Genomic DNA, 20,371 nt, shown 5'->3' with positions numbered 1-20,371 from the left:
TCGGGCGAACTGGCAGGTTAGGCTTCATACGAAAAGTGCCTGCGCTCGGTGATGCTGCGTTGAAATCACTCTCAGAATGCTCATTTACAACACGTAAACTGCGCTTCTTCGAGTAATTTCGCCTTGCCTGACCTTCGCTCGACGACTTTTCGTACAGAGCCTAGCGCGCTCGCGTCGTCATTGCCATCCACTATCTGTTGCGGTGCGTTCGCGATCGCGCTGCTAGTCCAGGGGCAGGCCGCGTTTGGCCAGATGGGCACGCAGCCGTTGCAGCAGGGCTTCGAGCCGTGGCAGGTGCAGATCCTGCTGCCGAGCTGCGGTGCAGGCGTAGCCGAGCAGGTAGCTGATTTCGGTACGGCGCCCCTGAGTCACGTCCTGATGCATCGATGAGTAGTTGGCGGCGGTGGCGTCGATGACGCGCAGCACCTCTTCGTGCAACTGCTCGGCGGCGGCTGCCTGGCCGCAGTGCTGCAGCAGCTCGCTGAGTTCCTGGCACAGGCCGGCCACTTCGTCGGCATGCGTGCGCAGGCCGCCGTTGCGGCAATCATGCAGCACGGTCAGCGGGTTGATCGCGCAGTTCAGCGCCAGCTTGCGCCACAGCCGGCCGAGGATGTCCGGGCTCCACTGGTGGGGGATGTCGGCGGCCTGCAGATCGGCCAGGCAGGCCGGCGGGCTGGCATCCTGCGGGTCACCCAGCCAGGTATGCCCGGCGCCGGCGAACACCACCTGGAAATCCGCCTGGCGAAAGGCACCTTCGGTACTGGAGAGGAACAGGCAGCGTTGACTCGGCAGATGGCGCGCCACGGCGTCCTGACTGCCGAGGCCGTTCTGCAGCAGGAGGATCTCGGCGTCAGGCTGCAGGCGCGGCAGTACTTCGAGGATCGCCGCTTCGGCATCGTAAGCCTTGCAGGCCAACAGCAGGCGCTGGATTGGCGTCTCGGCATCGGCCAGCTCGGCGCCCATGGCATGGTGTTGCGCCTGGCCTTGCTCGACCAGGGTCAGGCCACCGGCCTGCGCGAAGGCCGCCAGGCGTTGGCGGTCGCGCAGGATCAGGCGTACGGGCAGGCCGACACGGGCCAGGCGGGTGGCCCACAGGGTGCCCAGGCTGCCGGCGCCGAGTATGTGCCAGCTCATGCCAGCGGCAGGCGCGTGGCGGCGACCCGGCCGCTGGCATAAGCGTCGGGCAGCGCCTTCTCGGCATGCTGCATCAGGTTGTCGGCCTCCAGTGGCAGTGCCTTGGCATCCAGGCCCACCAGGCTGATGCCAGCCTTCAGCGTGATGAAGCCCTCGCTGGTCTTGAAGGCCTTGAGGTTGAGCCCCTCGTGCAAGCGTTTGAAGCTGCTCGGTGAGCACTCGTGGAGGTCTTCGAGCAGGGTCAGCAGGCCGAAGTGGTTGCCGTCCAGGCGGCTCAGTACGTCGAGCGGGCGCACCAGTTGCTGCAGGCGCCTGGCCACGCCGTGGATCAGTTCGTTGTAGAAGCGCTCGCCATGCTTGCTGCGCAGTTGCTCCACCTCCTGCAGGCCGATCAGCAGGTAGCACAGGGCGCCACCGCGCGATTCGATCTGGCGCAGGCTGTCGGTCATCTTCTGGCGTAGATAGCGCAGGTTACCCAGGCCGGTAAGCGGATCCACCAGATTGCGCCGTTCCAGGCTGGCGACGCTCTGGGTGAGCATGCGGTTTTCCTGCAGCAGGCGCTGCAGGGTGTTGCACAGACGGTCGGCGGCATACACGCGCGGCACCAGTTGCTCGTTCATCGCCGCCTTGCTGATGAAATCGTCCACGCCTCGGTCGAAGGCTTCGCCGAGCACGTTCTCGCCTTCCTTGCCGGTCAGGAGGATGACGTAGGTGTAGTGATCGGCGGTTTCGTCCAGTTGGCGTACCCGGGTGGTCAGCGCCAGGCCGTCCATTTCCGGCATCAGCCAATCGGCCAGGAGCACACTGGCCGGGCGCTGCTCCAGTTGCTGCAGGGCTTCGGCGGCGCTGCTGGCGAAGCGCACGTCCTGATAACCGGCCTGGGCGAGCGCGCGACCGATCATGGCACTGGAAAACTTGGCGTCGTCCACCACCAGAATGCTGAGATGGGGGTTGGGCATGGGGCTGGCTCACGGCAGAAGGAAGGACGCCAAACGGCGATAATCAGTCCGGGTATAATGAGCCGGCTACAGTTATCGTCAAGTCAGGCGTGCTCCCTCCGTGAAGCGGATCGCGCCGTCCATCAGGAGCTTACTCATGCCTTCGTTCGACGTGGTGTCGGAACTGGACAAACACGAACTGACCAATGCGGTCGACAACGCCATCAAGGAACTCGATCGTCGTTTCGATCTGCGCGGCAAGTGCAGCATCGAGAGCAAGGACAAGGCGCTGACCTTGACCGCCGAAGCCGAATTCATGCTCGAGCAGATGCTCGACATCGTGCGCAGCAGCCTGATCAAGCGCAAGATCGACTGCCAGTGCATGGAGACCAAGGAGCCCTACGCCTCGGGCAAGGTGATGAAGCAGGAAGTCACCTTCCGCGAAGGCATCGACAAGGAACTGGCGAAGAAGATCGTCGCTCACATCAAGGATGCCAAGCTCAAGGTGCAGGCCGCCATTCAGGGCGAGCAGGTGCGTGTCACCGGCAAGAAGCGTGATGATCTGCAGGAAGCCATCGCCCTGTTGCGCGGTCACGAATTCGGCATGCCGCTGCAGTACAACAATTTCCGCGATTGAACCTTTGCGCCGCTTCGCTATCGCACTCTAGGTTGATAGCACTTTGACCGCCATGGCCCGCCATGGCGGCTTCGTTTCATGTACGGGAAACAGGAGCACCCAATGGAGATGAACGTCGATGAACTGGTCAAGCTGTCCGAAGCCTGGCTGCCCGTGGTGCTGGAGTACAGCGGCAAGCTGACCCTGGCACTGTTCACCCTGCTGATCGGCTGGTGGCTGATCGGCAAGCTGACCGGCAGCATCGGCCGCCTGCTGGAGGTGCGCAAGGTCGACCGTGCCCTGAGCAGTTTCATCGGTAGCCTGGTCAGCATCATCCTGCGCATTCTGCTGCTGATCAGCGTGGCCTCGATGATCGGCGTGGAGACCACCTCTTTCATCGCCATGATCGGTGCGGCCGGCCTGGCCATCGGCCTGGCCTTGCAGGGCAGCCTGGCGAACTTCGCCGGTGGCGTGCTGATCATGCTGTTCCGCCCGTTCCGCGCCGGCGACTGGATCGAGGCGCAGGGTGTGTCCGGCAGCGTCGACAGCATCCATATCTTCCACACCACGCTGAAGACTGCCGACAACAAGGTGGTGATCGTGCCCAATGGCTCGTTGTCCAACGGCCACATCACCAATTACTCGCGTGAATCCACGCGGCGTGCCGAGATCGTCGTCGGCATCGATTACTCCAGCGATATCAAGCGTGCCCGCGAGGTGCTGCTGGAGATCGCCAACGACCCGCGCGTGCACCGCGATCCGGCCCCGGTGGTGTTCGTCACCGGGCTGGGCGACAACGCGGTGAACCTGTCGATGCGCGTGTGGGTCAACACTGGCGACTTCTGGCCGGTGACCTTCGAGTTCATCGAACTGGCCAAGGAGCGCCTGACCGCTGCCGGGATCGGTATTCCCTTTCCGCAGCGTGTGGTGCATATGGCCAAGGCCGACTGAAGGCCCGAGCGCACAAACGAGAAGCCCCGGTTTACCCGGGGCTTCTTGCATTCAGGCTCAGGCTTTTTCGGTTTCGCTGAGCGTGTCGCTCGGCTGGCTGGGTGCCTGCTGGTCGCGGCGCCACTGCAGGACGATGAGGATGAGCGTGGGAATACCCAGCAGCGCGGTGGCGAGGAAGAAGTGGGCATAGCCCAGTTTCTCCACCATGACCCCCGAGTAGCCGCCGATCAGCCTGGGCAGCAGCAGCATGATGGAGCTGAGCAGGGCGTACTGGGTGGCGGAGAACTTGAGGTTGGTCAGGCTCGACAGGTAGGCGACGAAGGCCGAGGTGGCCAGGCCGGCGCTGAAGTTGTCGCAACTGATGGTCACCACCAGCATCTGCAGGTGGGCGCCCATGCCTACCAGGGCCATGAACAGCAGGTTGGTCGCCGCCGAGGCCAGGGCGCCGAGGAAGAGGATCGGCATGATGCCGAAACGCACGATCAACAGGCCACCGGCGCCAGCGCCGAGCAGGGTCATGATCAGGCCGAAGACCTTGCTGACGCTGGCGATCTGCTCCTTGGTGAAGCCCTGGTCGATGTAGAAGACGTTGGCCATCACTCCCATCACCGTATCCGACAGGCGATAGGTGGCGATCAGCGTCAGCAGCAGCAGGGCCTGCCAGCGGTAGCGCAGGATGAAGTCGTTGACCGGCGTCAGCACCGGCGCCATGCCGCCCCAGAACAGGCTGGAAATCGACAGGCCGGTGAGCAGGGTATAGAGCAGCGCACGGAGGAAGGCGCGGTCATGGTACAGCAGTTCCTGCAGGCTCATCTGGCCCTGGAACACCAGGCTCAGGTCGCTTTCGTAGAACTGCGTGAGCATCGCCGGCACCGAGATCAGCAGGATGATCAGCAGCAGCACCGAGAGCAACTGGTGGAAGAAACCGTATTTGGCCGCCGCCGTCTTCAGCACCGGCGCCAGGCCACCCCAGAACAGCCCCGAGGCACAGACGCAGGCCAGGGTGGTGTAGAGCATGGCACGCAGGAAGGCGCGGTCGTTGTACAGCAGCTCCTGGGCGCTGACGTTGCCCAGCAGCATTGGCACCAGGTCGCTCTGGTAGAACTGGATGAACATGGTCGGCACCGAAATCACCAGCACGATCACCGCCAGCAGCGACAGCAACTGGTGGAAGAAACCATGCTTGGGCGGCGCTGCATGGAGATGTGGCGGTGCTGGCGGCTCGCGCATCCAGATCGAGGTGAGCAGGCCCGGCAGCATGAGCAGGGCGAACACCAGGTAGGTGCCGGTCCAGGCGCTGAACTGGTAGTCCTGCGCGGTGGAGCCGAAACCCTCGGCGAAGTACAGGGCGCCGGCCGTGGCCAGCAGGGCAGCGACCCGGTAGCCGGTCATGTAGGCCGCAGCCAGGGCGGCCTGGTGGGTGTCGCCGAGAATCTCCAGGCGGTAGGCATCGACGGCGATGTCCTGGGTGGCCGAGGCGAAGGCCACCAGCACGGCCAGGGCGATCAGCCAGGACAGGTGCGTCTGCGGGTCGAAGTTGGCCATGCCGATCAGGCCGATGGCGACCAGGCTTTGCGACAGCACCAACCAGGAGCGGCGCCGGCCAAGCTTGCCCAGCAGCGGCAGGCGCCACTGGTCGAGCATCGGCGCCCACACCCACTTGAAGGCGTAGGCCAGGCCGATCAGGCTGGCGAAGCCGATGGTCTCGCGCGCCACACCGGCCTCGCGCAGCCACACCGAGAGGGTGGAGAACACCAGCATGTAGGGCAGGCCAGCGGCGAAGCCCAGAAGCAACAAGGCCAGCGTGGCGGGATTGGCATAGGTAGCGAGAGCTTCTCGCCAGGATTTGCGTGGCATCAGACTCGAATCAGGGCTGGGTCAGCGGATCGGTAGCGCACTCTAACTGCTGTGCTCCATCGCGCGCCAGCCATGACGACGCATATCCACCCGTTCGTTCAGTATGCTGATGCCCTCGGCGCGCAGGCGCGCGCGTTGTTCGGCGCCGGAGGCGCTGCCGGCCGGCAGGCTGAGGCGCCCACCGGCGGCGATCACGCGGTGCCAGGGCAGGCGCGTGCCTTCCGGCAACTGGCTGAGGGTGCGCCCGACCCAGCGCGCGGCGCGCCCGAGCCCGGCCAGCGCCGCCAGCTCGCCGTAGCTGATCACCCGCCCAGGGGGGATCTGCGCCAGTGCCAGGTACAGGGCTTCGCGACGGGTATCGGGGCTGGCCGTGGCCAGGCCGTGCTCTGCTGTTCTCTCCATGCTGGTCGCTCTTGTTCGGCTGACGGGTTCGTCATCAGGTGTGGATCATAGCCCGCGCCTTGCTGCGTGTTCGACACTGCCATTGGGCGGGCGGCGCTGAACTCTGCTGCGCTACGTCGGTCAGCTCTTGCTCTGCTGCCGGGTATCCGCATAATCCCCGGCTTTTCGCCCAACCGAGCTGATTGTCTCTTATGCCGCGCCCAACTTCGTTGTCCCTGCTCAGTCTGAGCATCGTCCTGTTCAGCGCCCCCGTCCTCGCCGATACCGTCTGGATGAAGAATGGTGACCGCCTCAGCGGCACCATCCGTGTCTTCGATGGCAGCAAGCTGCTGCTGCAGACCGACTATGGTGGCTCCATCCCCCTGGATTGGAAGAAGGTCGCCACCCTGGAAAGCGATCACGAGCTGCTGGTCAAGATGGGGCCGGTCGATGGCGAGCGTGCCAAATCTCTGCTCGCGGCCGAGCCGGGCAAGGTCACCCTGGCTAATGGCGAGGCGCCGAAGACCGTGGAGCTGGCGCAGATCGAGCAGATCATGAAGCCCAAGCCGCTGGTCGAGGACTTCGTCTGGAAGGGCAATATCGATCTGGCCCTGGACTACAAGCGGGCCGAGAGCGATACCGACGATTACAACGTGGATATCAACACCAAGGCGCGTCATGGGCTGTGGCGGCACAACGCACAGGTCGAATACAACCGTGAGTTGAAGAACGAGGTGGTCAGCACCGACAACTGGTCGACCGAATATGCCCTCGACCGCTTCCTCGGGGAAAAGCTCTTCTGGCAGGGGCGTGCCGAATACAAGCGTGACCGGGTCGAGGAGCTGGAGCGCCAGCGCACCCTGGGTACCGGCCCGGGTTACCAGTTCTGGGATGACGAGCTGGGCGCGCTCTCCTTGGCCACGCTGGTCAACCGTAGCGACTACAGCTTCAGCAACGGCGAGCAGAATCGTTTCTACGAACTCAGTGTGAAGTGGGACTACAACCGTTATCTGATCGGCAAGACGGTGGAGTTGTTCAGCACCGGCGAAGTGGGCCGGCCGCTGAGTGGTGCTGCTGATTTCAGCCTGGATGCCGAGGTCGGTCTGCGCTACAAGGTCACCGACTGGGCATCGCTGAACATGAAGGCCGAGAAGGATGTGGTCAGCGGTGCCGAAGGTGATCTGGACGAGACCCGCTACACCCTGGGGTTCGGTGTCGGCTGGTAAGCCTGGCCGCTGGAAAGCAAAAGCCCGCGAATGGATCGCGGGCTTTTGCGTTTTCAGCCTCGCTCTTATTCCGGCTGGCGCTTGTTCCAGCCCTTGCCGCCGGGCAGCAGCAGGTTGAGCAGCAGCGCGCTGATGGCGCACAGGGAAATGCCCGAGAGGGCGAATTCCTCGCCGCCGATGACCATGCCGCCGATGCCGAACACCAGGGTCACCGAGACGATGATCAGGTTGCGCGCCTCGGACAGATCCACCTGATGGCGAATCAGGGTGTTGAGGCCAACCACGGCGATGGAGCCGAACAGCAGGCAGAGAATGCCCCCCATCACCGGCACCGGGATGCTCTGCAGGGCCACGCCGAACTTGCCGATGAAGGCCAGGGCAATGGCGAACAGCGCCGCCCAGGTCATGATCTTGGGGTTGTAGCTCCGGGTCAGCATCACCGCGCCGGTCACTTCGGCGTAGGTGGTGTTGGGCGGGCCGCCGAACAGGCCGGCTGCCGAAGTGGCCAGGCCGTCACCGAGCAGGGTGCGGTGCAGGCCGGGCTGCTTGATGAAGTTCTTGCCGGTGACGTTGCCGATGGCCACCACGCCGCCGATGTGCTCGATGGCCGGCGCCAGTGCCACCGGCACCATGTACAGGATGGCGCCCCAGTGCAGTTCGGGGGCGATGAAATTGGGCATGGCGAGCCAGGAGGCGGCCGCCACGGCCTTGGTGTCGATCACCCCGAGCAGGGCGGCGATGGCGCAGCCCACGGCGATACCGGCGAGGATCGGCACCAGGCGGAAGATGCCACGACCGAGCACGGCCACCAGCAGGGTGGTGAGCAGCGCCGGCATGGAAATCATCATCGCCGTGGCGTAGGGCACCAGCACTGCGCTGCCGTCACCGGCCTTGCCCATGGCCATGTTCACCGCCACTGGCGACAGCGCCAGGCCGATGGAAATGATCACCGGGGCGATCACCACCGGTGGCAGCAGGCGGTCGATGAAGCTCGGCCCGCGCAGTTTCACCAGGGCCGAGAGCAGGATGTACACCAGGCCAGCGGCGACGATGCCGCCCATCACCGCAGGCAGGCCGAACTGGCCCTTGGCGGCCAGGATCGGCGCGATGAAGGCGAAGCTGGACGCCAGGAACACCGGCACCTGGCGTTTGGTCACCAGTTGGAACAGCAGGGTGCCGATACCGGCGGTGAACAGCGCCACGTTGGGATCCATGCCGGTGATCAGCGGCATCAGCACCAGGGCGCCGAAGGCCACGAAGAGCATCTGCGCGCCGGAGATGATCTGCCGTGGCAGCGGATCGTTGTACTCGCTCATGCTCAGGCGTCCTTCTGCTTGGTGCCGAAGATCTTGTCGCCGGCATCGCCCAGGCCGGGGATGATGTAGCCCTGTTCGTTGAGGTGCTGGTCGATGGAGGCGGTGTAGATCACCACGTCCGGGTGGGCATCGTTCACCGCCTTGATGCCTTCTGGCGCGGCCACCAGCACCATGGCGCGGATTTCCTTGCAGCCGGCCTTCTTCAGCAGGTCGATGGTGGCGACCATGGAGCCGCCGGTAGCCAGCATCGGGTCGATGATCAGCGCCAGGCGCGAGTCGATCTCCGGCGCCAGTTTCTCCAGATAGGTATGCGCCTGCAGGGTTTCTTCGTTGCGCGCCACGCCCACGGCGCTGACCTTGGCACCGGGGATCAGGCTGAGCACGCCGTCGAGCATGCCGATCCCGGCGCGCAGGATCGGCACCACGGTGATCTTCTTGCCGGCGATCTTCTCCACTTGCACCGGGCCGGCCCAGCCCTGGATCTCGTAGTGCTCCAGGGGCAGGTCGTTGGTGGCCTCGTAGGTGAGCAGGGCACCGACTTCCTGAGCCAACTCGCGGAAGTTCTTGGTGCTGATGTCGGCGCGGCGCATGAGGCCGATCTTGTGGCGGATCAGCGGGTGGCGAATCTCGCGAATGGGCATGGGGGCATCTCTCCGGCTGGCTGAACGTCCACCCACGGCCTCGCCTCTTCGTACCAGGCGTTCGGGCAGGAGGGAGGCGGTGGGCGGATTTTGAAAAAAATCGCGATAGAGTAAAGCATTGCTGCGGCCAAGTGTTGACCGACAGGCCCGGCACACGGCAAAACTCGGGCAAGGCGCTACGCTTGTCCGTCCGGGCTTGTTCAGTGCCGCGCGGGTCTGTACCTTTGCCCGCTTTTATCTGACGGCTCGATCAGCTTTCATGCTGCTCGGCCGCCGCCATTGCCAGCCGAAGAGAGAAAACCTCATGTCCGCCGATCTCGCGCACATACGCCAAGTCATGGAGCAAGCCGATTGCCTGTTCAGCGAAGCCCAGGTGGAGGCTGCCATCGACCAGGTGGCGACGCGCATCAATGCCGAACTGGCCGAGCGCAACCCCGTGGTGTTCTGCGTGATGAACGGTGGGTTGATCTTCGCCGGCAAGCTGCTGACCAAGTTGAACTTCCCGCTGGAAGCCTCCTACCTGCACGCCACTCGCTACCGCAATGAAACCAGTGGCGGCGAATTGTTCTGGAAGGCCAAGCCGGAAGTGTCGTTCATCGACCGCGACGTGCTGATCATCGACGACATTCTCGACGAGGGGCACACCCTCGGCGCCATCATCGACTTCTGCCACCACGCCGGCGCGCGTGCCGTGCACACGGCGGTGCTGATCGACAAGGAGCACGAACGCAAGGCGCGCCCGGATCTGCAGGCCGACTACGTCGGGCTCAAGTGCATCGACCGTTACATCTTCGGTTACGGCATGGACTACAAGGGCTACTGGCGCAACGCCGCCGGCATCTTCGCCGTCAAGGGCCTGTAAGGCATGCGCTACGCGCACCGAGACGTCACCGTGGGGGCGCGCACGGCGCACCCTACGTGTCCATGTCATGCCATCCAGCGAGTAGCCCGGATGCAATCCGGGGCCGGCCGCCGCCGGACTACGCCGGCTGCCGCTCGCCCAGCCAGCGCAGGGCCTTCTCCCGCGCCTGCGCCAGGTTGCGCACGTAGGCCAGTTCGCCCTCATGACGCTGCACCCCGGCGCGCCGCAATTTCAGGCGTACCTGGGCGGTGGCGCCGCTGAGAATCAGCGCCACGCCCTGCTGGCGATAATCGCGCAGCACATTGTCCAGGGCGGCGATGGCGGTCATGTCCAGCAGCGGCACAGCGCTGATGTCGACGATCACCACCTTTACCCCGGGGCTGAAACGGCGCAGCACGCTCAGCGCCTTTTCCGCCGCGCCGAAGAACAGCGGGCCGCGAATGCTGTAGGCCAGCACCTGCTCGGGCATGTCGAGCAGGGCCTGGCGTTGCTGGCGATCCAGCGCGGCGGTGTCAGTCAGCTCGCTCATGCGCTTGATGAACAGGCCGGCGGCCAGCAGCAGGCCGACGCCCACCGCTAGCACCATGTCGAACAGCACCGTCAGCACCAGGCAGGTGAGCAGCACCAGCACGTCGCCCCGTGGTGCGATGCGCAGGGTGTGGGCCACGTGTTGGGGTTCGCTCATGTTCCACGCCACCCGCAGCAGCAAGGCTGCCAAGGCTGCCATCGGCAGGTAGCTGAACAAGGGCGCCAACAGCAGGATGGCGGCCAGCACCACGCCGGCATGAACGATGGCCGCCACTGGCGAGAAGGCCCCGGCACGCACGTTGGCGGCGGTGCGAGCGATGGCGGCAGTGGCGGTGATGCCACCGAAGAAGGGCGCGGCCAGGTTGCCCAGGCCCTGGCCGATCAGCTCGGCATTGGGGTCATGTTTGCTGCCGGTCATGCCATCGGCAACCACGGCGCACAGCAGAGACTCGATGGCACCGAGCATGGCGATGGCGAACGCTGGCGCGATGAGTTGGCGGATCAGCTCGAAGTTCACCGCCAATGGTTGGCCGTCGGCGCCCGGCAGTGTCCAGGGCAGCGCCAGGCTGGGCAGGAAAGGTGGGATGCCGGGATGTTCGATGCCATCGAGGCTGTAACTGAAACGCTCGCCCAGCGTCGCCACGTGCAGACCGAAATGCTCCAGCAGCAGAGCCAGCAAGGCGCCCAGGGTGAGGGCGACCAGATGTGCCGGCACTCTGGGCACCAGGCGTGGCCAGAGCAGCAGAACGATCAGGCTGCACAGTGCTACCAGGCTGTCGCCCAGGCTCAGGCTGGGCAGGCTGCGCACCAGCAGCACCAGGGTGTCGGTCAGGTGGGTGGCACTGCCGGGCAGGGTCAGGCCCAGCAGATCCTTGACCTGCAGTACGGCAATGACGATGCCGATGCCGGCAGTGAAACCCAGGGTCACGGGGTAGGGCACGAATTCGATCAGGCGCCCGGCGCGCAGCAGACCCATGGCGATGAGAATCAGCCCGGCCATCAGTGTGCACAGCAGCAAACCGCCGAGCCCGTGCTGCTGGGTGATGGGCAGCAGAATCACCACGAAGGCCGCCGTGGGGCCGGAGATATTGAAGCGCGAACCGCCGCACAGGGCGATCAGCGGGGCGGCGATCAGCACGGTATACAGCCCATGCTGCGGCGGGGCGCCAACGGCAATGGCCAGCGCCATGGCCAGAGGGATGGCGATGATGCCCACGGCCAACCCGGCGCTGAGGTCGCCGCGCAGGGCCTGCCAGGAATAGCCGAGGCGCAGAACCTGGCGCCAGGCGGAGAACAGCGGTAAGGATTGGCGCGACATGATGGCCCCCTGAAAGCTCGCAGGCATTATAAGGCCAGTGGCCCTGTAACCGGCATTGACCTGGATCGCCTCTGTCACGGGCGTTGTGGCATGTGGGTGCGTTGAGCGTGGCGGGCGGCGGCGTTACACTGCCGCCCCTTTTCTACAGTTGGCGGAGTGGGCGATGCGTAAAGACAAGAAGCAGGTGATCGGCGAAGAGATCAGCGACGACGCCATCAAGCTGTTCCTCGACGTGGAGCCGGCCGATGCCACGCCGGCGTCCCTGCACAAGCTGATCAAGGCCTATCGTGGCCTGCGCGTCGATGACTTCGAGCGTTTCGTCGGCTTTTTCGTCGAGGCCGGCTACGACCTCTCGGCGCGTGATGCGCAGGGTCACGACTTCGTCGCTCTGATTCAGGATCAGCGCAATGCCGAGCCTTATATCGAGGTGATCAAGGCAGCGCGCGGCTGAAGGGGCTCTCTGGAGGCGACCTGCGATGCCATCGCGCTCATCGGGTTGCGAATGAATTCGCTCCTACAGGTTTTCTTCGCGCTTTGGGTGTTCGGGCGCACGGTCGGTAGGAGCGGATTTATCCGCGAAAGGGGTTGGCGCCGTGCTCGCCAGGATCGCGAATGAATTTGCGCCTATGCGGGTATCTCGCCTGTCGGCACTATTTCTTGCGGCCAATAAAAAACCGGCCACGAGGGCCGGTTTTTTAAGAACCTGCGCGCGACTTAGGCGGCAGCAGCTTCGCCCAGCGCTTTGATGTGCGCGTTCAGGCGGCTCTTGTGACGAGCGGCTTTGTTCTTGTGGATGATGCCTTTGTCAGCCATGCGGTCGATGACCGGAACGGCAGCGGTGTAGGCGGTTTTGGCAAGCTCGAGATCCTTGGCAGCAATAGCCTTGACCACGTTCTTGATGTAAGTACGAACCATCGAGCGCAGGCTGGCGTTATGGCTACGGCGCTTCTCAGCCTGTTTGGCGCGTTTTTTGGCAGAAGGTGAGTTGGCCACCGTCAAGCTCCTCGAAAACTGGGGGGTTACACAAATTAAGGCCGCGAATCTTGCCGGGCCGCTGGGCCAATGTCAAGTCCGCTGGCAGTTTTCGCCGCTGGCCTGACCAATGGCGGCTCGCTACACTCGACGCTTTTGCGCGGGCAGGGGATTCTCCGCTCTCGCGCTCGATCGGGAAAGCCCCACGTTCATGAATCTGCTCAAATCCCTGGCTGCCGTCAGCTCCCTGACCATGGTTTCGCGCGTGCTGGGTTTCGTGCGCGACACCCTCATTGCCCGCACCTTCGGCGCCGGCGTGGCCTCCGACGCCTTCGTGGTCGCCTTCAAGCTGCCCAACCTGTTGCGGCGGATCTTCGCCGAAGGTGCGTTTTCCCAGGCCTTCGTGCCGATTCTGGCCGAATACAAGATGCAAAAGGGCGAGGAGGCCACGCGCACCTTCGTCGCCTATGTCAGCGGTCTGCTGACCCTGGCCCTGGCGCTGGTCACCGCCCTCGGCGTGCTGGCCGCGCCCTGGGTGGTGTGGGTGAGCGCACCGGGCTTCGCCGAGGATGCCGAGCGCTTCGCGCTGACCGTCGACCTGTTGCGGGTGACCTTTCCTTATATTCTGCTGATTTCCTTGTCCTCGCTGGCCGGGGCCATCCTCAATACCTGGAACCGTTTCTCCGTGCCGGCCTTCGTGCCGACCCTGCTCAACCTCAGCATGATCCTCTTCATGCTGTTTCTCGCCCCCTATTTCGACCCGCCGATCATGGCCCTGGGCTGGGCGGTGCTGGCCGGTGGCCTGGCGCAACTGCTGTGGCAACTGCCGCATCTCAAGCGCATCGGCATGCTCGTGCTGCCGCGCCTGAACCTGCGCGATACGGGGGTGTGGCGCGTGCTCAGGCAGATGGGGCCGGCGATCTTCGGTGTCTCGGTGAGCCAGATCTCGCTGATCATCAATACCGTGTTCGCCTCCTTTCTGGTGGCCGGCTCGGTGTCCTGGATGTACTACGCCGACCGCCTGATGGAGCTGCCCTCGGGGGTGCTCGGCGTGGCCCTCGGCACCATCCTGCTGCCGGCCCTGTCGAAAACCTACGCCAGCCAGAATCGCGACGAGTACTGCCGCCTGCTCGACTGGGGGCTGCGCCTGTGCTTCCTGCTGGTGCTGCCTTGCACCCTGGCGCTGGCGGTTCTCGCCGAGCCGCTGGTGGTGGCCCTATTCCAGTACGGCAAGTTCGGCGCCGAGGATGCGCTGATGACCCAGCAGGCGCTGATGGCCTATGCGGTGGGCTTGCTGGCGCTGATTCTGATCAAGATTCTCGCCCCCGGCTTCTATGCCCAGCAGAACATCAAGACGCCGGTGCGCATCGCCGTGATCAGCCTGCTGGCGACCCAGGCGATGAATGCCTTGTTCGTCTTCGGCCTGGAGCTGGCGCACGTCGGTCTGGCGCTGTCCATCAGCCTGGCGGCCTGCCTCAACGCGGGCTTGCTGTTCTGGCAACTGCGCCGCGCGGGCATCTTCCAGCCGTTGCCGGGCTGGGGGGCATTCCTGCTCAAGCTGCTGCTGGCGGTGGCGGTGATGGTCGCCGCGCTGCTGGGGCTGCTGCAGATCATGCCGGCCTGGGCCGAGGGCGAGATGCCTTTGCGCCTGTTGCGTCTCGGCGCGCTGGTGATGGTGGGCGCAGCGGTATACTTCGGCATGTTGTTGCTGCTGGGTTTCCGCCCGCGCGACTTTGCCCGCAAGGCGCTGTGATGCCTGTTGTACGCCACGCGCTGTGCGTATAATCGGCCACTTTGTGAACAAGAAGCCTGTTATGCAGCTGGTTCGAGGTCTTCATAACCTGCAGCCGCCCGAGCGGGGCTGTGTGGTCACCATCGGTAATTTCGACGGCGTTCATCGTGGGCACCAGGCCATCCTGGCGCGTCTGCGTGAGCGTGCGGCGGAGTTGGCCGTGCCCAGTTGCGTGGTGATCTTCGAGCCACAGCCACGTGAGTACTTCGGCCCCGACACCGCGCCGGCGCGCCTGACCCGCCTGCGTGACAAGCTGGCGCTGCTGGCGGCCGAAGGCGTCGACCTGGTGCTGTGCCTGGCCTTCAATCGCCGCCTGCGTGAACTGTCGGCCGCCGAGTTCGTCCAGCGCGTGCTGGTGGACGGTTTGCGGGTGAAGGATCTGGAAATCGGCGATGACTTCCGTTTCGGCTGCGACCGTGCCGGGGACTTCGAGTTTCTCAAGGCCGCTGGCCAGCGCCATGGCTTCAGCGTCGATGCCTCGACCACCATCGAGGTGCGCGGTGGTCGCGTCAGCAGCACCCGCGTGCGCGAGGCGCTGGCTGCGGGCGATTTCGACCTGGCCGAAGCCCTGCTGGGGCGGCCGTTTCGCATCGCAGGAAGGGTGCTGCACGGGCAGAAGCTCGGCCGCCAGCTTGATGCACCAACGGCCAACATCCAGCTCAAGCGGCGCAAGGTGCCGCTGACCGGCGTTTATCTGGTGAGCTGTGAAATCGATGGCGTGATTCAACCAGGCGTCGCCAATATCGGCGTGCGCCCCAGCGTTGCCGGCGACGGCAGCGCCCATCTGGAAGTGCACCTTCTGGATTTCGCCGGCGACCTCTATGGCCGGCGCCTCTCGGTGGCTTTCCACCACAAGCTGCGTGATGAGCAGCGTTTCGCCTCGCTGGAGGCCTTGAAGGCGGCGATTGCCGCCGATATTGCCGCTGCCCGTGAATATTGGCAGAGCCACCCGCTGATGAAGAGCCCGACATGACCGATTACAAAGCCACGCTGAACCTGCCCGACACCCCCTTCCCGATGAAGGCTGGCCTGCCGCAACGCGAGCCGCAGACCCTGCAGCGCTGGATTGATATTGGCCTGTACGAGAAGCTGCGCAAGGCGGGCGAAGGTCGCCCGAAATTCATCCTGCACGATGGCCCACCCTACGCCAACGGCAGCATCCATATCGGCCACGCGCTGAACAAGATCCTCAAGGACATCATCACCCGCTCCAAGACCCTGGCCGGGTTCGACGCGCCCTACGTGCCGGGCTGGGACTGCCATGGTCTGCCCATCGAGCACAAGGTGGAGACCACCTTCGGCAAGAACCAGCCGGCCGACCTGACCCGCGAGCGTTGCCGCACCTACGCCACCGAGCAGGTGGAAGAGCAGAAGGCCGGTTTCGTACGCCTCGGTGTGCTGGGCGACTGGAACAACCCCTACCTGACCATGAACTTCGCCAACGAGGCCGGCGAAATCCGCGCCCTGGCCGAGATGGTCAAGAACGGCTTCGTGTTCAAGGGCCTCAAGCCAGTCAACTTCTGCTTCGATTGCGGTTCGGCACTGGCCGAGGCCGAGGTCGAGTACATGGACAAGAAGTCCGAAGCCATCGACGTGGCCTTCCCGGTCGCGGATGCCGACAAGCTGGCCGCCGCCTTTGGCCTGGCCAGCCTGAGCAAGCCGACCGCCATTGTCATCTGGACCACCACGCCCTGGACCATCCCGGCCAACCAGGCGCTCAACGTGCACCCGGAATTCACCTACGCGCTGGTGGACGTGGGCGACCGCCTGCTGCTGCTGGCCGAGGAAATGGTCGAAAGCTGCCTGCAGCGCTATGGCCTCGAAGGCCAGGTGGTCGCCACCGCACAGGGCGCGGCACTGGAACTGATCAACTTCCGCCATCCGTTCTATGACCGCCTGTCGCCGCTGTACCTGGCCGACTACGTCGAGCTGGGCGCCGGTACCGGCATCGTCCACTCGGCGCCGGCCTACGGCGAGGACGACTTCCATAGCTGCAAGCGCTATGGCATGAGCAATGACGAGATCCTCAACCCGGTGCAGAGCAACGGCGTGTACGTCGACTCGCTGCCGTTCTTCGGCGGCCAGTTCATCTGGAAGGCCAACCCGGCCATCGTCGCCAAGCTCGAGGAAGTCGGCGCGCTGCTCAAGCACGAGACCATCAATCACAGCTACATGCATTGCTGGCGGCACAAGACGCCGCTGATCTACCGCGCCACGGCGCAGTGGTTCGTTGGTATGGACCGGGCCGCGCCAGGCAGCCAGCCGAAAGCGGGCGGCACCCTGCGTGAGCGCTCCCTGGCGGCCATCGAGCAGACCAAGTTCGTCCCGGCCTGGGGCCAGGCGCGTCTGCACAGCATGATCGCCGACCGCCCGGACTGGTGCATCTCGCGTCAGCGCAACTGGGGCGTGCCGATCCCGTTCTTCACCCACAAGGAAAGCGGCGAACTGCACCCGCGCACTGTCGAACTGATGGAGGAGGTGGCGGGGCGCGTCGAGCAGGAGGGCATCGAGGCCTGGTTCAAGCTGGATCCGGCCGAGCTGCTGGGCGCCGAGGCCGAGCAGTACGACAAGAGCCGCGACACTCTGGACGTGTGGTTCGACTCCGGCACCACCCACTGGCATGTGCTGCGTGGCTCCCACGCCGAGCTGGCACACGCCAATGGCCCAGTCGCCGACCTCTACCTGGAAGGCTCCGACCAGCACCGCGGCTGGTTCCATTCCTCGCTGCTGACCGGCTGCGCCATCGACGGCCACGCGCCGTACAAGGAACTGCTGACCCACGGCTTCACCGTCGACGAGCAGGGCCGCAAACAGTCCAAGTCCCTCGGCAACGTGGTCGCGCCGCAGAAGGTGATCGACAGCATGGGGGCCGACATTCTGCGCCTGTGGGTGGCCTCCACCGACTACTCCGGCGAGATGGCGGTTTCCGACCAGATCCTGCAGCGCAGCGCCGACGCCTACCGCCGTATCCGCAATACCGCACGCTTCATGCTGGCCAACCTCAACGGCTTCGAGCCGGCCCGGGATCTGCTGCAGCCGGAGCAGATGCTCGACCTCGACCGCTGGGCGGTGGACGCCACTGCACGGCTGCAGGACGAACTCACCGAGGCCTACGCCGAGTACCGCTTCTGGAACGTCTACTCCAAGGTGCACAACTTCTGTGTGCAGGAGCTGGGCGGCTTCTACCTGGACATCATCAAGGATCGTCAGTACACCACCGCGGCCGACAGCGTGGCGCGTCGCTCCTGCCAGAGCGCACTGTTCCATATCTGTGAGGCGCTGGTGCGTTGGGTCGCGCCGATCCTGGCCTTCACCGCCGAGGAAATCTGGCAGTTCTTGCCGGGCGAGCGCGCCGAGTCGGTGATGCTGGCCACCTGGTACGAGAACCTCGCCCGCCTGCCGCAGGGCTTCGAGCTGGATCAGGCCTACTGGCAGCGCGTCATGGCGGTCAAGGGGGCAGTGAACAAGGAGCTGGAGAACCTGCGCGCGGCCAAGGCCATTGGCGGCAACCTGCAGGCCGAAGTCACCCTGTATGGCGATGACGCCCTGCGTGCCGACCTGGCCAAGCTGGGCGACGAGCTGCGCTTCGTGCTGATCACCTCCGCTGCCGAGGTCGCACCGCTGGCCGATGCGCCGGCCGATGCGGTGGTTACCGAGGCGCCGGGGCTGAAACTGAAAATCGTCAAGTCGGCTCATAGCAAGTGTGGCCGCTGCTGGCACTTCCGCGCCGATGTCGGCAGCCATGCCGAGCACCCGGAGCTGTGCGGGCGTTGCGTAAGCAACATCGAAGGCAGTGGCGAGGTGCGCAAGCATGCGTGAAGCCCGTTTCGGCAAACTGCCCTGGCTGCTGCTGAGCCTGCTGATCCTGATCGGTGACCGCATCACCAAGGACATTTTCGAGGGCGGCCTGAGCATGTATCAGCGCATCGAAGTGATCCCGGGCTATCTGGACTGGACGCTGGCCTACAACACCGGTGCCGCGTTCAGCTTCCTGGCCGATGCCGCTGGTTGGCAGCGCTGGTTCTTCGCCGGCATCGCCGTGCTGGTCAGCGCCGTGCTGGTGGTCTGGCTCAAGCGCCTCAAGCCCAGCGAAACCCTGCTGGCGGTGGCCCTGACCATGGTGCTCGGCGGCGCTCTGGGCAACCTCTATGACCGCGTGGTGCTGGGCCATGTGGTCGATTTCGTCCTGGTGCATTGGCAGAACCGCTGGTATTTCCCGGCATTCAACCTGGCCGACAGCTTCATCACCGTCGGTGCCATCCTGCTGGCGCTGGACATGTTCAAGAGTGACAAGTCGGCGAAGAAGGAGGTGGCGCAATGAACGAGGTACGCATCGGCCCGGATCGGCAAGTGACCCTGCATTTTGCCCTCAAGCTGGAAAACGGCGACGTGGTGGACAGCACCTTCGACAAGCAGCCGGCCACCTTCAAGGTCGGCGATGGCAACCTGCTGCCTGGCTTCGAGCAGGCGCTGTACGGCTTCAAGGCCGGTGACAAGCGCAGCGTGCAGGTGCAGCCCGAGCAAGGCTTCGGCCAGCCCAACCCGCAGAACGTGCAGGTCATGCCGCGCAGCCAGTTCGAGGGCATGGAGCTTTCCGAAGGCCTGCTGGTGATCTTCAACGACGCCGCCAATGCCGAGCTGCCTGGCGTGGTCAAGGCCTTCGACGAGCAGCAGGTGACCATCGATTTCAACCACCCGCTGGCCGGCAAGGTGCTGGACTTCGAGGTGGAGATCATCGAAGTCAAAGCGCTGTAAGCGTCAGTAGCCCGGATGCAATCCGGGTGCTGCCATCGATGCCTCGGATGCGTCCGGGCCATGCCAAGCGGGAACGATGCTCGCTCCCGCGTTACACTTGCCTCCTCCTGCAACGACCGCGTGCCGAGAGTCATCATGCATATCAAACTCGCCAATCCCCGCGGCTTCTGTGCCGGTGTCGACCGCGCCATCGAAATCGTCAATCGCGCCCTGGAAGTCTTTGGCCCACCGATCTACGTGCGTCACGAAGTGGTGCACAACAAGTTCGTGGTGGAAGACCTGCGCGCCCGTGGCGCCGTGTTCGTCGAGGAGCTGGATCAGGTGCCGGACGACGTCATCGTTATCTTCAGCGCCCACGGCGTCTCCAAGGCCGTGCGCGACGAGGCGGCCCGGCGTGGCCTCAAGGTCTTCGACGCCACCTGCCCGCTGGTGACCAAGGTGCACATGGAAGTGGTGCGCTACAGCCGCGAAGGGCGCGAATGCATCCTCATCGGCCATGAAGGCCACCCGGAAGTGGAAGGCACCATGGGCCAGTACGACGCCAGCAATGGCGGCGCCATCTACCTGGTGGAGGACGAATCGGACGTTGCCGAACTGCAGGTGCGCAATCCGGAAAATCTGGCGTTCGTCACCCAGACCACCCTGTCCATGGATGACACCAGCAAGGTGATCGACGCCTTGCGTGCCAAGTTCCCCGCCATTGGTGGGCCGCGCAAGGACGACATCTGCTACGCCACGCAGAATCGCCAGGATGCGGTCAAACAGCTCGCCAGCGAATGCGACGTGCTGCTGGTAGTGGGGAGCCCCAACAGCTCCAACTCCAACCGCCTGCGCGAACTGGCCGAGCGCATGGGCACCCCGGCCTACCTGATCGATGGCGCCGAGGATCTGCAGCCCGAGTGGTTCGAGGGTGTCGGCGGAGTAGGTATCACCGCCGGCGCCTCCGCCCCGGAAGTGCTGGTGCGCGGCGTGGTCGAACGCTTGCGCGCCTGGGGTGCGACGGGTGAGACCGAGCTCGATGGCAGGCCAGAGAACATCACGTTTTCCATGCCCAAGGAGTTGCGGGTGAGGGCGGTTTGATTCA

Annotated in this window: 19 protein-coding genes; 11 read left to right on the top strand and 8 right to left on the bottom strand. The window is 64.6% G+C overall.

What is annotated here, in order from left to right; all coding sequences use genetic code 11:
* Window positions 1-222: 222 nt before the first annotated feature.
* A complete protein-coding gene (locus ACSVIK_RS14290) occupies window positions 223-1,134 on the bottom strand; it encodes a putative 2-dehydropantoate 2-reductase (RefSeq protein WP_442444946.1) in 912 nt (303 codons plus the stop codon).
* Entirely contained in the window at window positions 1,131-2,093 is a 963-nt protein-coding gene (locus ACSVIK_RS14285; protein WP_268178896.1) for a GGDEF domain-containing response regulator, read from the bottom strand. The genes ACSVIK_RS14290 and ACSVIK_RS14285 overlap by 4 nt, the downstream gene beginning before the upstream one ends.
* 136 nt (window positions 2,094-2,229) lie before the next feature.
* On the opposite strand from ACSVIK_RS14285, the gene ACSVIK_RS14280 reads away from it, so the two are divergent.
* Both ACSVIK_RS14280 and ACSVIK_RS14275 read left to right on the top strand, forming a co-directional pair.
* Window positions 2,230-2,709: a YajQ family cyclic di-GMP-binding protein gene (locus ACSVIK_RS14280; protein ID WP_003459380.1), complete on the top strand. Its 480-nt coding sequence runs from the start codon at window positions 2,230-2,232 to the stop codon at window positions 2,707-2,709.
* Window positions 2,710-2,811: 102 nt separating this feature from the next.
* Window positions 2,812-3,639, top strand: a complete 828-nt coding sequence (locus tag ACSVIK_RS14275) for a mechanosensitive ion channel family protein (protein ID WP_442444945.1) — start codon at window positions 2,812-2,814, stop codon at window positions 3,637-3,639.
* A 57-nt stretch (window positions 3,640-3,696) separates the two neighbouring features.
* Here the strand turns inward: ACSVIK_RS14275 and ACSVIK_RS14270 are convergent, their stop codons facing one another.
* Together ACSVIK_RS14270 and ACSVIK_RS14265 are read right to left on the bottom strand one after the other, a co-directional pair.
* Window positions 3,697-5,496 (bottom strand): AmpG family muropeptide MFS transporter, encoded by a 1,800-nt coding sequence (locus ACSVIK_RS14270; RefSeq protein WP_442444944.1) that lies wholly within the window; start codon window positions 5,494-5,496, stop codon window positions 3,697-3,699.
* A gap of 42 nt (window positions 5,497-5,538) precedes the next feature.
* Entirely contained in the window at window positions 5,539-5,898 is a 360-nt protein-coding gene (locus tag ACSVIK_RS14265; RefSeq protein WP_442444943.1) for an MGMT family protein, read from the bottom strand.
* Between the two features lie 191 nt (window positions 5,899-6,089).
* Here ACSVIK_RS14265 and ACSVIK_RS14260 point away from each other — a divergent pair, with 191 nt between their 5' ends.
* Window positions 6,090-7,103 (top strand): DUF481 domain-containing protein, encoded by a 1,014-nt coding sequence (locus ACSVIK_RS14260; protein WP_442444942.1) that lies wholly within the window; start codon window positions 6,090-6,092, stop codon window positions 7,101-7,103.
* A 65-nt stretch (window positions 7,104-7,168) separates the two neighbouring features.
* On the opposite strand, the gene ACSVIK_RS14255 is transcribed toward ACSVIK_RS14260, so the two are convergent.
* Together ACSVIK_RS14255 and upp are read right to left on the bottom strand one after the other, a co-directional pair.
* Entirely contained in the window at window positions 7,169-8,419 is a 1,251-nt protein-coding gene (locus ACSVIK_RS14255) for a uracil-xanthine permease family protein (protein ID WP_442444941.1), read from the bottom strand.
* 2 nt (window positions 8,420-8,421) lie between these two features.
* Window positions 8,422-9,060, bottom strand: coding sequence for a uracil phosphoribosyltransferase (gene upp, locus ACSVIK_RS14250; protein WP_442444940.1), 639 nt, complete (start codon window positions 9,058-9,060; stop codon window positions 8,422-8,424).
* A gap of 304 nt (window positions 9,061-9,364) precedes the next feature.
* Between upp and ACSVIK_RS14245 the strand changes: the two genes are divergently transcribed.
* A complete protein-coding gene (locus tag ACSVIK_RS14245) occupies window positions 9,365-9,922 on the top strand; it encodes a hypoxanthine-guanine phosphoribosyltransferase (RefSeq protein WP_442444939.1) in 558 nt (185 codons plus the stop codon).
* 118 nt (window positions 9,923-10,040) lie between these two features.
* On the opposite strand, the gene dauA is transcribed toward ACSVIK_RS14245, so the two are convergent.
* Complete coding sequence (gene dauA, locus ACSVIK_RS14240) at window positions 10,041-11,768, bottom strand: C4-dicarboxylic acid transporter DauA (protein WP_442444938.1); 1,728 nt, start codon at window positions 11,766-11,768, stop codon at window positions 10,041-10,043.
* Window positions 11,769-11,931: 163 nt separating this feature from the next.
* Between dauA and ACSVIK_RS14235 the strand changes: the two genes are divergently transcribed.
* The gene (locus tag ACSVIK_RS14235) at window positions 11,932-12,219 is read left to right on the top strand and encodes a PA4642 family protein (protein WP_442444937.1); all 288 of its coding nucleotides are present in this window, start codon (window positions 11,932-11,934) and stop codon (window positions 12,217-12,219) included.
* 263 nt (window positions 12,220-12,482) lie between these two features.
* On the opposite strand, the gene rpsT is transcribed toward ACSVIK_RS14235, so the two are convergent.
* Window positions 12,483-12,761: a 30S ribosomal protein S20 gene (gene rpsT, locus ACSVIK_RS14230; protein ID WP_003243036.1), complete on the bottom strand. Its 279-nt coding sequence runs from the start codon at window positions 12,759-12,761 to the stop codon at window positions 12,483-12,485.
* Between the two features lie 190 nt (window positions 12,762-12,951).
* On the opposite strand from rpsT, the gene murJ reads away from it, so the two are divergent.
* The 6 genes from murJ to ispH all read left to right on the top strand — a co-directional run bounded on the left by murJ (window position 12,952) and on the right by ispH (window position 20,367).
* The gene (gene murJ / locus ACSVIK_RS14225; RefSeq protein WP_442444936.1) at window positions 12,952-14,493 is read left to right on the top strand and encodes a murein biosynthesis integral membrane protein MurJ; all 1,542 of its coding nucleotides are present in this window, start codon (window positions 12,952-12,954) and stop codon (window positions 14,491-14,493) included.
* 61 nt (window positions 14,494-14,554) lie between these two features.
* Complete coding sequence (ribF, locus tag ACSVIK_RS14220; RefSeq protein WP_442444935.1) at window positions 14,555-15,505, top strand: bifunctional riboflavin kinase/FAD synthetase; 951 nt, start codon at window positions 14,555-14,557, stop codon at window positions 15,503-15,505.
* Window positions 15,502-18,351: an isoleucine--tRNA ligase gene (ileS, locus tag ACSVIK_RS14215; protein ID WP_442444934.1), complete on the top strand. Its 2,850-nt coding sequence runs from the start codon at window positions 15,502-15,504 to the stop codon at window positions 18,349-18,351. The genes ribF and ileS overlap by 4 nt, the downstream gene beginning before the upstream one ends.
* Window positions 18,344-18,853 (top strand): signal peptidase II, encoded by a 510-nt coding sequence (gene lspA, locus ACSVIK_RS14210; protein ID WP_442444933.1) that lies wholly within the window; start codon window positions 18,344-18,346, stop codon window positions 18,851-18,853. The genes ileS and lspA overlap by 8 nt, the downstream gene beginning before the upstream one ends.
* Window positions 18,850-19,287 (top strand): FKBP-type peptidyl-prolyl cis-trans isomerase, encoded by a 438-nt coding sequence (locus ACSVIK_RS14205; RefSeq protein ID WP_442444932.1) that lies wholly within the window; start codon window positions 18,850-18,852, stop codon window positions 19,285-19,287. Before lspA ends, ACSVIK_RS14205 begins: the two co-directional genes overlap by 4 nt.
* A gap of 135 nt (window positions 19,288-19,422) precedes the next feature.
* Window positions 19,423-20,367, top strand: a complete 945-nt coding sequence (ispH, locus tag ACSVIK_RS14200; RefSeq protein WP_442444931.1) for a 4-hydroxy-3-methylbut-2-enyl diphosphate reductase — start codon at window positions 19,423-19,425, stop codon at window positions 20,365-20,367.
* Window positions 20,368-20,371: the final 4 nt, after the last annotated feature.

This window comes from Pseudomonas sp. NCHU5216 (assembly GCF_052156495.1).
Classification (GTDB): domain Bacteria; phylum Pseudomonadota; class Gammaproteobacteria; order Pseudomonadales; family Pseudomonadaceae; genus Aquipseudomonas.
The sequence above is the reverse complement of the archived record's forward strand: the minus strand, read 5'-3'. Positions and strand labels throughout refer to the sequence as shown.

Coding starts and splice junctions, on each gene's coding strand:
- ACSVIK_RS14290 (WP_442444946.1), bottom strand. CDS start 1,134: ATGAGCTGGCACATACTCGGCGCCGGCAGCCTGGGCACCCTGTGGGCC.
- ACSVIK_RS14285 (WP_268178896.1), bottom strand. CDS start 2,093: ATGCCCAACCCCCATCTCAGCATTCTGGTGGTGGACGACGCCAAGTTT.
- ACSVIK_RS14280 (WP_003459380.1), top strand. CDS start 2,230: ATGCCTTCGTTCGACGTGGTGTCGGAACTGGACAAACACGAACTGACC.
- ACSVIK_RS14275 (WP_442444945.1), top strand. CDS start 2,812: ATGGAGATGAACGTCGATGAACTGGTCAAGCTGTCCGAAGCCTGGCTG.
- ACSVIK_RS14270 (WP_442444944.1), bottom strand. CDS start 5,496: ATGCCACGCAAATCCTGGCGAGAAGCTCTCGCTACCTATGCCAATCCC.
- ACSVIK_RS14265 (WP_442444943.1), bottom strand. CDS start 5,898: ATGGAGAGAACAGCAGAGCACGGCCTGGCCACGGCCAGCCCCGATACC.
- ACSVIK_RS14260 (WP_442444942.1), top strand. CDS start 6,090: ATGCCGCGCCCAACTTCGTTGTCCCTGCTCAGTCTGAGCATCGTCCTG.
- ACSVIK_RS14255 (WP_442444941.1), bottom strand. CDS start 8,419: ATGAGCGAGTACAACGATCCGCTGCCACGGCAGATCATCTCCGGCGCG.
- upp (WP_442444940.1), bottom strand. CDS start 9,060: ATGCCCATTCGCGAGATTCGCCACCCGCTGATCCGCCACAAGATCGGC.
- ACSVIK_RS14245 (WP_442444939.1), top strand. CDS start 9,365: ATGTCCGCCGATCTCGCGCACATACGCCAAGTCATGGAGCAAGCCGAT.
- dauA (WP_442444938.1), bottom strand. CDS start 11,768: ATGTCGCGCCAATCCTTACCGCTGTTCTCCGCCTGGCGCCAGGTTCTG.
- ACSVIK_RS14235 (WP_442444937.1), top strand. CDS start 11,932: ATGCGTAAAGACAAGAAGCAGGTGATCGGCGAAGAGATCAGCGACGAC.
- murJ (WP_442444936.1), top strand. CDS start 12,952: ATGAATCTGCTCAAATCCCTGGCTGCCGTCAGCTCCCTGACCATGGTT.
- ribF (WP_442444935.1), top strand. CDS start 14,555: ATGCAGCTGGTTCGAGGTCTTCATAACCTGCAGCCGCCCGAGCGGGGC.
- ileS (WP_442444934.1), top strand. CDS start 15,502: ATGACCGATTACAAAGCCACGCTGAACCTGCCCGACACCCCCTTCCCG.
- lspA (WP_442444933.1), top strand. CDS start 18,344: ATGCGTGAAGCCCGTTTCGGCAAACTGCCCTGGCTGCTGCTGAGCCTG.
- ACSVIK_RS14205 (WP_442444932.1), top strand. CDS start 18,850: ATGAACGAGGTACGCATCGGCCCGGATCGGCAAGTGACCCTGCATTTT.
- ispH (WP_442444931.1), top strand. CDS start 19,423: ATGCATATCAAACTCGCCAATCCCCGCGGCTTCTGTGCCGGTGTCGAC.